The organism is Acinetobacter sp. FY683 (genome assembly GCF_059515885.1).
The window spans coordinates 109,505-122,172 of record NZ_JCAKNA010000001.1 but is presented as its reverse complement, the minus strand read 5'-3'; the positions used below and the strand labels follow the sequence as shown (position 1 = coordinate 122,172).

The window sequence follows — 12,668 nt, the reverse complement described above, 5'->3', positions numbered from 1 at the left end:
GATCTTTCTGTGAAACTTATTTCACATCAAAACGGTCTGCATTCATGACTTTAGTCCATGCAGCAATAAAGTCTTTAACAAATTTTTCTTTGTTATCATCTTGCGCATAAACTTCTGCATAGGCGCGAAGAATCGAGTTAGAACCAAATACTAAGTCAACACGTGTTGCAGTGTATTTTTCAGTACCTGTTGCACGCTCAACAATGCTGTATGAGTTCTTTCCTGTAGGTTTCCAGTTATAAGCCATATCAGTCAATGTTACGAAAAAGTCATTGCTTAACACGCCAACTTGATCTGTGAATACACCGTGTTTAGACTCACCGAAGTTTGCACCTAGTACACGTAAACCACCTACTAAAACAGTCATTTCTGGAGCGGTTAAACCAAGTAATTGTGCACGGTCAAGAAGTTGCTCTTCTGGTTGAACAGCATATTCTTTTTTCACAAAGTTACGGAAACCATCTGCTTTAGGTTCAAAATCTTCGAATGAGTAAGCATCTGTTTGTTCTTGAGTTGCATCACCACGACCAGCAAGGAATGGAACTGTAACATTCACGCCTGCAGCTTGTGCCGCTTTCTCAACTGCTGCTGTACCACCCAGTACGATTAAGTCTGCAATGCTCACTTTCTTCGCAAGGCCTAATTGAATTTCTTCAAGTTTAGCCAATACTTTTGCCAAACGAGTCGGCTCATTACCTTCCCAATCTTTTTGCGGAGCAAGACGGATACGACCACCATTTGCACCACCACGGTAATCTGAACCACGGAAAGTACGTGCGCTATCCCATGCAGTTGCAATCAGTTCAGCTGAAGTTAAACCGCTGTTTAATAATTTTGCTTTAAGATCTGCAACTTCTGCATCTGACAAGGTGTAATCTGCTGTAGGAATTGGATCTTGCCAAATTAAATCTTCAGCAGGAACATCTGCACCTAAATAACGAGTCTTAGGACCCATATCACGGTGAGTTAATTTAAACCATGCACGAGCAAATGCATCGTCCAACTTCGCTGGATTATGGTAGAAATCTTCAGCAATTTTGCGATATGCAGGGTCAAATTTAAGTGCCATATCGGCATCTGTCATCATTGGATTACGGCGTACATTCGGATTATGTGCATCAACAGGTTTATCTTCCTCTTTGATGTTCACAGGTTCCCATTGTTTTGCACCCGCTGGGCTTACTGTTTTTTCCCATTCATAAGTGAATAGTAAATACAGAAATTCGTTATCCCATTTATCAGGATGCGTTGTCCAAGCGCCTTCTAGACCACTAACAACAGTATTTGCACCATTACCAGTGCCTTCAGGATTGTGCCAACCTAAGCCTTGGAATTCAACATCTGCACCTTCAACATCTGCACCAAGTTTAGAGGCATCACCATTACCATGTGCTTTACCAACAGTATGACCACCCACTGTAAGCGCTACAGTTTCTTCGTCATCCATACCCATACGGTCAAAGGTTACACGCATATCTTGTGCTGTACGTAATGGATCTTGAACACCATCAACACCTTCAGGATTCACATAGATAAGACCCATTTGCACAGCAGCAAGCGGATTTTCTAAGCTTGCACGATCGGCATCACTGCTATAACGTTCTTTTGTAGGTGCAAGCCATTCACGCTCTTCACCCCAATAAATGTCTTTTTCAGGTGCCCAAATATCTTCACGACCACCACCAAAACCAAATGTTTTTAAGCCTGCCACATCATAAGCAACTGTACCTGCAAGGACGATTAAATCGCCCCAAGATAGTTTGTTACCATATTTTTTCTTAATGGGCCAAAGTAAACGACGACCTTTGTCTGTATTTACGTTATCAGGCCAACTATTTAAAGGCGCAAATCGCTGGTTACCTGTATTTGCACCACCGCGACCGTCTTGTTTACGATAAGAACCTGCCAAGTGCCAAGCAGTACGTACGAACATACCAATATAGCTACCATAGTCTGATGGCCACCAATCTTGGCTACTATTAATTAATGCGCGAAGATCAGCCTTAACTTCTTCTAAATTCAGAGAATTAAATGCTGCTTGATAATCAAAATCTGGATCTAAAGGATTTGTTTTTGTGTCATGTTGAGAAAGAATATCTAAATTAAGTGCATTCGGCCACCAATCTGCATTGTTAGTGCTGGCTACACTTGTTTGACCGCCTTCTAATTTATGAAAAGGACAACCTGTCGCTTGCGTATTTTGTGTCATTTTAAGCTCCAAATTAATAAACAATGATTATTTTGATGAACCATTAAAAATAGATTAACTACACTATTAACATAACTGTTTTAGTCACTAACCTAAAGTTGTTTTTACGAATAAACACAATCGAAAATTCTTATCATTTCAAAATATATAAAAACAAAATATTAATTTAAATAATAACTTACAATATCTAAAAAAATAATTCAGTTGATTGCTTTCATCTTTAAGATGCTTTGAACACCTTTACTCTCGCACCAATTCATTATCTTTAAAAAACGGCATAAATAGATTATTTTTTATACCTAAACCACCAACTTTTTTCCTTCACGAATACAATAAAATGGATTTACTAATATTGAAGAATGCCGCATGGCTTTGTGTAAGTCTTCCTCGGGTTGTTCTCGACTTTCATCAGTTAGCTGAAAAGTACGGTAATGAATTGCTAAAGAGCATTTTGCATGTAAATCTTGGTGTGCTTGAAAGGCATCTTCAGGATTCATATGTACATAACGCAAAACTGCTCTAGGCTCATAAGCACCAATTGGTAAAAGTGCAATTCTTGGAGCACCTAACTTTTGCTTAATTTCTTTAAAGTGCCCTGCATAACCAGTATCACCCGCGAAATAACAATGATCCGTTCCATTTGACACAGAAAAACCGCCCCATAAAGCCCGATTTTGATCACGAAATCCACGTCCTGAACCGTGTTGTGCTGGTGTATATGTAATTTTTAAATCATCTAAATAAATAGATTCCCACCAATCTAACTCAGTAATGTGAAATTCATTTGGTAAGTAAAAAGAGTTTCCTAATCCTGTGTAAATCATCATGCCAAACTTTTCATGCAACCATTTTAAAGTTGCAATATCCATGTGATCATAATGATTATGACTAAGCAAAATACCATCAATATGAGGTAAGTCTTCCAAATGAATGCCCGGAGGACAAACGCGACGTGGTCCCATTCCCTGCTTCGGGCTCACATAGTCAGACCAAACAGGATCGGTCAAAAAATTATATGGTCCTATCTGTATCAATGCTGTTGCATGCCCGATAAACCATACATTCCAATCATTTAAATTCGCATGCGGTCTTGCTTCAGGAATATTCTGAGTATGATGATCTATATTTTCATATTCTTTTTGAATATCTACATCCCATGTATAAGATTTCCGTGTAATAAGCCATTTATACAAATCTACTTTTGATGCTTTTTCTAATGAACTAGCTGCATTGAAAAAACATTCACCATCAAAATGTTCTGAATGGAGATACTCAAATTTAGGTTGTACCCATAAATGGCTTAGACTACTTTCCGTCGTTAAAGGTGTATGAATATTTTTTTCTGTCATAATTATTGGCAACTAAAATATTTATATATTGGATCTCCCTCCAGACGCACCTCAACAACGCTTTATCAAGGAGGAAAGCTTCAATCCATCATACTCAATTCAATAGCATTGTTTCTTGTGAGTTTTTGTTCATTTTTAGTACTTTAAGTTAACTTTCATATTATGAATTAAAATTTGAAATACTGTTGTTTCCATTCTGTCCAAAAGTACATAACAATCCCAAACATTACGACTGTTACGCCTAAAAATGTATGTGAACTAATATTCTCATGATTCAAAGTTGCACCTAAAATTAACGCAATTACAGGCGTCATCACATTGCTTAAAGATACTGTTGAAGCGCTTAATCGTTTAATTAGCCAAAAATAGCAAAGCATAGCAACAATAGATGACATGATCATCGTGAACAAAAAGCCTATCATGGCATGAGAGCTAGGTATCGTATTTGGAAACTCTTGCCAAATAAAAGGAATAATGAACATAGAACCCAAAGCAGAAACTATTAGGGAACCTGTTGCTTGAGACATAGGTTTTAGTGGGGCATTAATTTGTTTTACCCAAAAAATCGAACTGATATAAGACACCATACTAATAAGCATAAGCACAATACCAATAGGATTAACTTTCTCATCTGCCGAATCTGCAAAAACAAAACTCAGACCTGCCACAGCAACTGCCATACCCATCCACTGCAAGGTAACAAGCTTTTGTGTTTTTAATATGACATGTCCAATTAAACCCGCAATTAATGGCGAAAAACCAAAAATTAGAGCCATTAAACCCGATGTTAAATAATTCGCTGCAATATAAATAAATAACTGAGCACCAATTAAATTTAAGCTTCCTGCCACATAACTTTTTAATGATATTTGATCAAAAGGCAATGGATTTCGCATGATTAGCAAGAGTGCTATAGCAATGACACATGCACCAAAATAACGAATAATTAATACCCACATTGGGTGATATTCCGCAACGCTCCATACAATTGCTAAAGGCGTTGTTGCCCAAATTAAAACAAGCAATGCATAAATACTTGCTGTAAAAATTAATGGCGATGTATTTGAATTCATAAATATCTCAATAAAATTTCTTTAAGAATTGAACTTATTCACTGTTCAAATCCACAACCGAATAGGCATAAAAAAGCAGCCCTAGGTTACCCAAGGACTGCCCTATTTCAAACGAAGATTACTTCACAAGCTTACGAAGATCTTGGCTTAAATCTAAATATTTATCGGCTTCAAATGGCGCATTTTTAGCAATCAATTTTTTCAAATGACGCATTTCTTTCGCAGCATTTACAGTAATACCACCAACAATCACGCCATCCGTTATACCAAATAATACAAATGATGACTCTGCACGAAGTTCAGGATTAATTTCACTACGAACTTGCCATTCGCTTGCCGCCATATCACCTACAAATTGGTAGTTGATATTCAGTTGATCTGTCCAAAACCATGCAGGGTTTGGTGTAGGATGCTCAACATCCATCACGTGACGTGCAAAAATACCAGCTTGAAGATTAGCATTTTCCCAAGTTTCCACTCGACGGAACTCACCATCTGCACGAAGTTGAGTTGCGACATCACCTGCTGCATAAATATCAGAATGTGAAGTTTGGCAGTTTTCATTCACTTTAATCGCGAAATCAACGTCTAGACCTGCATCAACTGCAAGCTGAGCATTTGGCACAATACCAATACCATAAACCACAGCATCAGCACGTAGTTCTTCACCATCAGCCAAAGTTACAACAATTTCTTCGCCATCAAGCTTACAATCTGCAATTGATGTTGAAAGACGAACATCTACACCTGCTAATTTTTGCTGTTCAAGCAAGAATTCGCTCAAAATGCGTGGCGATGAACGACCCATCACCATTGGACCCATTTCGATTACAGTCACGTCACAATCTTTATAACGTGCGCTTGATGCAAGCTCTAATCCAATCACCCCACCGCCAATTAAAACGATACGTTGACCCGCCTGTAATACAGGAACCAATGCTTGTGAATCTTCAAGGTTGCGAAGCGTATAAACGTGTTTACCCAAAGCATCAAAATTTGGTAAACGACGTGCAGCACCACCAGTTGCAAGTAATAGCTTATCAAATGCAACGACATCACCTTTTTCAAGTTCAATCGTTTTCGCTTCACTATTGAGTTTCACAACACCGTTACCACGAATAACTTCGACACCTAAGTCTGCAAGTTTTTCTTCAGATAAAATTTCAATTTTGGTTTCATCTGGTTTCAAAATTACATCTTTAGATAAAGGCGGACGCTCATAAGGAAGATGCGTTTCATCACCTACAAGAATGATTTTGCCTTCATATTTATTTGCACGAAGTTCTAGAATTGCACTTGCACCTGCTTGACCAGCACCTACAATTACAACAGTTTCGATGTTGCTCATGCTTTCAACCTTAAAATTATTTCAATTCTGCGGATACGATACCGAAGCCGGCAATCCACTCACTAATATCTTCGTAACAATGAGTCGTCATTTCGTACTCACCCACTTCATGCAAGGCAGCAAATGCAGCCATCCATGAACGAACCTCTTGACCACCACGGCCGCCATCACGACGGATTTCCGCTTCTGTCATTGCTTCCATAGTTGCAAAATCAGCTTTCTTGAATGTTTCAAGTAAAGCACGATCCCACTCTGGGTTTAATGGCACAGCAACTGATTTGTCACCTGCAGCCAATTTTTGACCCACAGCAATGATTTTACCTTGACGTGTATTACGTGCCTCGATAGTTGGGTTACGACCTGCAATGAGGAATTCTTCAACTTCAGGAGGCACAGAACCCATTTGCGGTGTTGGTGGATCATGTGACAGACCACCAGTACCTAGAACAAGTACACGTTCATTTTCAAGGTTTAAAGACTTGATGAATTGACCAACAGCACGACCTAACGCAATCGTACGTTTTGTGGTTGGCATTGGTGCTGCTGCACCATTAATGAAAATAGGCACAGTTGGGTAACGATCTAAATGACCACCACATAAGAAATGTAATGGTTGCGTTACACCATGATCCGCTTGCATTCGATATGAATAAGCAACATCTACGCCTTCATCAAGTACACGGCGTACTAAATTAAGTGCCGTTTCTTCAGGAACATTAATATGGTCATTGTCTTTACCATAGTCCCAATCGCCTGCAGCTGTAGCACGAATACCGACACAGAAACTTGGCATAAGGTCATAGAAGAAACCATTAAAATGGTCTGGACCAAACGTAACGATAAGAGTTGGATCGTAAGCTTCTACTTCAGCAGCAAGCTTATCGAATGCTTGACGTACTGCTTGTTCTTTATGTTGTTCTTGTGGAGTAGCAAATTCCATAAGAGGACTGTGCGATGCACAAATGAGTTTAACGGCCATGTGTGACTCCTAAACGGAAGGTAGCCAAAAAGGCTACCGAATGAGTCCATATTATTTTAAGGCTTAAATTTCGTCGAAGAACCCAGCACGTGGTTGACGTAAACCACGAATACCCAAACCACACTCAGCATTAATTAAAACACCTGTAAGTGGACGGTTATTTTGACGAGATGCCAATAAAACGTATGAACCTGTCATATCTTCGGGTTCTGGCAAGAAGCCAAGTGGCATACCGCGTCCAATTTTTTCAGGATCACGGGCATCAAGTAAACCAAGATTTTCTTGACCTAAAGATGCAGCGCCTTTGATGTTGACATTCATACCTGATGGGGCAACGGCATTCACTCGTACTTTAGGCGCAAGTTCATAGGCTAATTCTTTCATCACACCAACACCAGCATGCTTAGAAGCCGTATAAATAGGGCCTCCACCTGCTGAATACAATGCTGAATTAGACAAAGTAAATATGATAGAACCTTCAGAAGCTATCAATGCATCAAGTGCAGCTTTCGCACCTAAGATGAGAGATTTAGTATTAATGCCCATAATCTCATCAAAGGCTTTTTCAAGCTGTTCACCCGATGTATTCACGATATCTGCATAATGGTCCCAAATACCTGCATTACCTACGAAGCAATCGAGCTTACCGAAACGCTCTACAGTTGCTTGAACTGCACGAACGTTATCCGCATAGTTGGCTACATCACCTTCGATCGCAAGAACTTTTCCACCGAAGTGTTCATTTAAAGCTGCGACTTTTTCTTTTGAGCGCTGAAGAACTGCAACTTGTGCACCTTCTTCTAAAAAGCGTTCAACCAAAGCCCAGCCTAAACCTGAACCACCACCAGTAATTAATGCAACTTCGCCTTGTAGCCAACCCATGCTTACTCTCCTGCCATCTCTACGAACAATTGACCATCCTCAACAATCACAGGGAATGTTTGGATTGGATCAGTTGCAGGCAGACATAATGCTTCACCTGTTTTTAAACAAAAACGTGCTGAATGAAGTGGGCACTCTACAGTACCGTCATCTTCTAAATAGCCTTCCGACATAGAAGCGTTACCGTGACTGCATTTATCATTCATCGCGAAGAATTCTCCGCCATTGTTAAATACAGCAAGCGCTTCGATACCATTTACGCCACAATCTACTTTTAGCGCTTCGCCTTCGTCTAGTTCATCAATTTGGCAAACAAAAATCTTATTCATTAGAAGAACACACTCAGGTTATGGGAGTTATAGGTAACTTGATCAAGCGTGATCTTACGGTTGAAGATTTGGAAGCCTAAGCCACCTTCAACTTTACGGAGCTTGTCATGACGTTTACCGCAATAAATGACAACGTCTTTCTCTTTTTGCGTACGATATAAGAGATAAGTTACGTACACATCGTATTCGCCTTCAACTTCAGTAGGTTCTACAATTACGTTTGATACCATGTGTGTGGTACGTGATGGAGGCTCTTCAGCCCAAGCCATACCCGTTTCAAGACGAGCAACACGACGCTCTAAAAGATCTTTCGAGTCGTTGAATACCCAAGTTGTAGGTGGTTCAACTGAACGACGACGGTCACGTGTTTGTGCATTTGGTGTAGTACGTAGCGTATAAGAAATATCTTCCGCTAACGTATCCAACCAATCACGGAATTTCCAATCGTCTAGCAATTTTGCTTCACGATAAAGAAACTGACTAATTTGATGATGAAGTTCTAAGCTGATTTGACTCATTTCATAAGCTCCTTCTCATATTCGTCAGCTGCTTTTTCCACGTCTTCCCATTTTTCATGGATTAATAAGTCTGCCCAACGGCGGTACATACCACGTGCTGCAGTTTCAGAGAAAATATAGTTGGTAATACCAGGAATACCATCTTCACGGATTTTCTCGTTACCTTTACCCATTTCCATAATGAGTTTGTTTTTACGTGCTTTATAACCACGTAAAACTTTTTGGATCTCAATCCAGTTTTCAGAGTCATCTTGCTCTAAGAAACCAGCAGGACCAAATGCACGTGTTGCAGAACGTTCAAATGCTTCTTTCACTTCTTGAGATGCTTCAGCATCTGCAATACAGAATGCCCAAACTTCAGTTTTGTTTGGACCACGTGGGTGCCATACGCGAAGTGTTGCAGTACCGTTCAACCAAGACAAAGTTGGGAACATGGTGTTATGACCTGCAAGACGAAGCGCACGTGTTTCACCTAAACGCTCTTTAACTTCGTCAAACGTTTCGCGGAAATAGTTTGCAACTTCACCATCAACCCATACGTTTGCATCTGGTTTTTCAGTGAAGAAGAAGCCTGAACCATGACCACGTGAACCATATTGGATCGCGTCTTTTGCAGTTTCCCAAACTGGGCGAGCTGTTTGTGCAGCACCAAGTTTCTTCGAAGATTCATCGTCTGGTTTTGCACCAAGAACTTGAATTGCAGATGCGTGAGAGAACAATGCGTGGTATTGGTCAGATGCGAACTGTTCAGCTGCAAATTTCCAGTTACACTCGATTTCCCACTTGTGTACACCACCAATAATTTCTGTACCACCCGGACGACGGTCAACAACACCATCTAAGTACCAAGCGATATCACCCATGTATTCTTCTAAGTCAGGCGTTGTTTCATCCCAACAAGCGAAAATTAAACCTTTGTAAGATTTAACACGGTTAACTTCAACAAGACCCCATTTCTCTTTGCATGCACCATGCGGATAAGCACGATCTTCAAGAGGAATATCTTTTAAAGAACCATCAACACCGTAAGACCAGCCATGATATGGACAAGTAAATGCACGTGTATTACCACAATCTGCAAAGCTCACACGCATTGAACGGTGACGGCATTGGTTTAAAAATGCTTTGATTGAGCCATCTTTTTGACGTGCCACAATAATTGGATCTTCACCCATATAGGTATTGAAGAAATCACCAGCTTTAGGGATTTGGCTCTCATGGCAAAGGAATAACCAAGTACGACCAAAAACACGTTCGAGCTCTAGCTCGTAAATGTCTGGATCAGTATAAATAGATGGCGTGATACGTCCATTTTGTGCATCGACTAAAGCGTCGATTTCGCGCACATCAATTTTTCCACTCATGAAAATCTCCTGTGACCAGTTCAATGGCACAAAGTCATAGACTCAAACTTTTCGTCGATGATGGATTTTCAAAGTATTTTGTGGAAATATTTATTTTGTTTTAATTAATATATTTTATAACTAAATTTAAATACCCTTCTTTATATTTAAAGACAATTATTAGCTCATAATCATTTAGTATCTAAATAATCGAATAACTTCACTCTATCGTTATTTGTAGATTATACTCGATGAGATATATAAGACTTTTTTTGGATTAATCTTTAGGATGGTTATATGGAATTACGTCATCTTCGGTACTTCATTACTGTTGCAGAAGAACTCAACTTCAGTAAAGCCGCACTCAAGCTTTACACTGCACAACCATCCCTAAGCCAACAAATTAAAGACTTAGAAGAAGATGTTGGAGTCAGACTCTTAAACCGAACTAAACGTAAAGTTGAGCTTACAGAAGAAGGCGCTGTTTTCCTCGAACAAGCTCGATTAACACTCGCACAAGCAGACAAAGCTGTAGCTATGGCACGTCAAGTGTCACAAGCAAAACAACAAATGCTTCGCATTGGTTTTGTACCTGTAGCGGAAATGAAAATATTCCCTTATGTTTTACCAAATCTACGCGTGCAAAGCCCTGATTTAAAAATTGATTTACTCAGCTTAAACAATAGCGAGCAAATGAAATTATTAAAGAAAGGCGACCTAGATATTACGTTTACTCGCCATAATTTCAATAGCGAAGAAATCGAAAGCTTATTCGTTTTACGTGAACCGTTAATGTTCATTTTACCTAAAGATCATCCTTTAGCTAAATACGACAGAATTCCAGTTAAAGCATTGAATGGTATAGACTTCATTATCCCTTCTGCTGACGAATCTCATACGCTTCACCATGCTATTTTAGACTTCGCTAAAGCCAATGATATTGAATTTAATATTGTTCAAACAGCAGATAATATTTTATTTAATATTAACTCTATTGGCATGGGCTTAGGTTGTACAATCTTACCTGGCTACATCACCCCACTTTCTATGAATAACTCTGTTATTCGACCATTAAGTGTTGAATTACCACAAATTGATTTGTACGTGAGTTACCGTAAAAATAGTACTTCAATTGCGGTACAGAAGTTTATGGATCTACTTACTAAAGTTTTTTACCTCGATTTTGATCGAAAATAATCATTAAGCGTTCTTTTTTTCAGTATTTGAAAGCACCATTATTTTATTTAGAAATATTGGTGCTTTTTTTTGTTTAAAAAATTAATAGATCATTTTTAAAAGATTAGACTTTTGTATTAGAAAGAAAATAAATTAATACATAAAAAATATTAAATAACTTTGTTAGATTTTAGTTTTAAACTACTTTTAAAAAATAAACATCGTCATTAATTACAACTTAAGTCTAATAAGATTCATTCATTTTAAAATATATTTTTCAACATACTTTAAATATAAAACAGATTCATTATATTCAAAGAATATCTAAATGATAATAATAACCAATTACAACTTTAATTCAAATAATAAAAAGGGAGATTAGAAATCCCCCCTTTATTCAAAAATATACTTATTTAACACCATGAACAGCTAAGTAATTTTTAATAACAGTATTGAATTCATCTGATTTCTCAACTTGAGACCAGTGACCACATTGACTGAAAATGTGTGCATCAGCATTTGGAACAATATTTAAAATATCCCAAGTACGTGAAACAGGAATCACCACATCTTGTGTACCGTGAATAAGAAGTACAGGTACAGTAATCTCTTTCATTTTTTCGAAGTCGAGCGGGAATTCGAAACGGTCACGGTCACGTGCGCCAACAACATCCATCAAACGGTTCGATGCATAGTCATTTGCAGCTGATTCATAACGAACTTTTACAAGTTCATCTGTAATCAAATCTTTGTTTACGACAAACATAGAAAGTGTCTTTTTAACACCTTCAACAGTCAATACTGGGTTTGCGTGAGCTTTAAGCGCAGCAGTTTGTACTGCACCGCCTGTACCCATAGATACAATACCTAAAATACGCTCAGGATAATCAAGCGCCATTTGGAACGCTAACCAACCACCCAATGAGTTACCTACTAACCAAGTTTTTTCAATACCAAGTGCATCTAAAGTACGAACAGCATGATCAACCCAAGCACGAATACCATAAGCAGTGTTTGGTGCAACAACTGTTTGACCATAGCCAATCGTATCAATAGCGATACAACGTGCTTGCTCACCAATTGATGGAAGGTTTAACCACCAGTTTGCTGCCGCAGATACACCCGTACCAGAACCATGTAAAAATAGAATTGGAGTACCTTCACCAATTTCATGATAATGCGTTAATTCACCTTCAGCAGTTTCAATCCATTTATCTTCTAAACCGAAGAATGCATCAGTGGTGTATTCAGGGATTTGAACAGTACTCATACCAATTCCTTATCTGGGCTTTAACCCCTAGCCTAGCGACTTTGAAGGTTAAAGTTCATTTATTAAAAATACTTTTTTACTGCCTTATATTACCGTTTTGATAGATTCAAACTCATACAAATTTCCAATCACAATCTATAAAAAAACGATTATCCAACACCCTGTTTTTTAAACAGATTTAAAAAAATATCA

11 protein-coding genes are annotated in these 12,668 nt (G+C 38.6%); 1 reads left to right on the top strand and 10 read right to left on the bottom strand.

All coding sequences use genetic code 11. From position 1 onward, the window contains the following. Positions 1 to 16: 16 nt before the first annotated feature. From katG to hcaE, 9 genes are all read right to left on the bottom strand, one after another. Positions 17 to 2,209 carry a catalase/peroxidase HPI gene (katG, locus tag AC5YDH_RS00570; RefSeq protein WP_496116297.1) on the bottom strand — a complete coding sequence of 731 codons (2,193 nt, stop codon included), beginning with the start codon at positions 2,207 to 2,209 and terminating at the stop codon, positions 17 to 19. A 299-nt stretch (positions 2,210 to 2,508) separates the two neighbouring features. Continuing rightward, entirely contained in the window at positions 2,509 to 3,558 is a 1,050-nt protein-coding gene (locus tag AC5YDH_RS00565; RefSeq protein ID WP_496116296.1) for an MBL fold metallo-hydrolase, read from the bottom strand. Positions 3,559 to 3,725: 167 nt separating this feature from the next. After that, positions 3,726 to 4,631 carry a DMT family transporter gene (locus AC5YDH_RS00560; RefSeq protein WP_496116295.1) on the bottom strand — a complete coding sequence of 302 codons (906 nt, stop codon included), beginning with the start codon at positions 4,629 to 4,631 and terminating at the stop codon, positions 3,726 to 3,728. A gap of 118 nt (positions 4,632 to 4,749) precedes the next feature. Beyond that, positions 4,750 to 5,979: a 3-phenylpropionate/cinnamic acid dioxygenase ferredoxin--NAD(+) reductase subunit gene (hcaD, locus tag AC5YDH_RS00555; protein WP_496116293.1), complete on the bottom strand. Its 1,230-nt coding sequence runs from the start codon at positions 5,977 to 5,979 to the stop codon at positions 4,750 to 4,752. 16 nt (positions 5,980 to 5,995) lie between these two features. Beyond that, positions 5,996 to 6,958, bottom strand: a complete 963-nt coding sequence (locus AC5YDH_RS00550; protein WP_496116292.1) for a 3-carboxyethylcatechol 2,3-dioxygenase — start codon at positions 6,956 to 6,958, stop codon at positions 5,996 to 5,998. Positions 6,959 to 7,021: 63 nt separating this feature from the next. Then, a complete protein-coding gene (gene hcaB / locus AC5YDH_RS00545) occupies positions 7,022 to 7,840 on the bottom strand; it encodes a 3-phenylpropionate-dihydrodiol/cinnamic acid-dihydrodiol dehydrogenase (protein ID WP_496116291.1) in 819 nt (272 codons plus the stop codon). Positions 7,841 to 7,842: 2 nt separating this feature from the next. Continuing rightward, positions 7,843 to 8,169 (bottom strand): 3-phenylpropionate/cinnamic acid dioxygenase ferredoxin subunit, encoded by a 327-nt coding sequence (hcaC, locus tag AC5YDH_RS00540; protein WP_496116290.1) that lies wholly within the window; start codon positions 8,167 to 8,169, stop codon positions 7,843 to 7,845. Continuing rightward, entirely contained in the window at positions 8,169 to 8,687 is a 519-nt protein-coding gene (hcaF, locus tag AC5YDH_RS00535) for a 3-phenylpropionate/cinnamic acid dioxygenase subunit beta (protein WP_496116288.1), read from the bottom strand. Before hcaF ends, hcaC begins: the two co-directional genes overlap by 1 nt. Then, positions 8,684 to 10,051 carry a 3-phenylpropionate/cinnamic acid dioxygenase subunit alpha gene (gene hcaE, locus AC5YDH_RS00530; RefSeq protein ID WP_496116286.1) on the bottom strand — a complete coding sequence of 456 codons (1,368 nt, stop codon included), beginning with the start codon at positions 10,049 to 10,051 and terminating at the stop codon, positions 8,684 to 8,686. Before hcaE ends, hcaF begins: the two co-directional genes overlap by 4 nt. A 276-nt stretch (positions 10,052 to 10,327) precedes the next feature. On the opposite strand from hcaE, the gene hcaR reads away from it, so the two are divergent. Further along, positions 10,328 to 11,227: a DNA-binding transcriptional regulator HcaR gene (gene hcaR, locus AC5YDH_RS00525; RefSeq protein ID WP_496116285.1), complete on the top strand. Its 900-nt coding sequence runs from the start codon at positions 10,328 to 10,330 to the stop codon at positions 11,225 to 11,227. Positions 11,228 to 11,615: 388 nt separating this feature from the next. On the opposite strand, the gene AC5YDH_RS00520 is transcribed toward hcaR, so the two are convergent. Then, entirely contained in the window at positions 11,616 to 12,476 is an 861-nt protein-coding gene (locus tag AC5YDH_RS00520; protein WP_496116284.1) for an alpha/beta fold hydrolase, read from the bottom strand. Positions 12,477 to 12,668 lie beyond the last annotated feature (192 nt).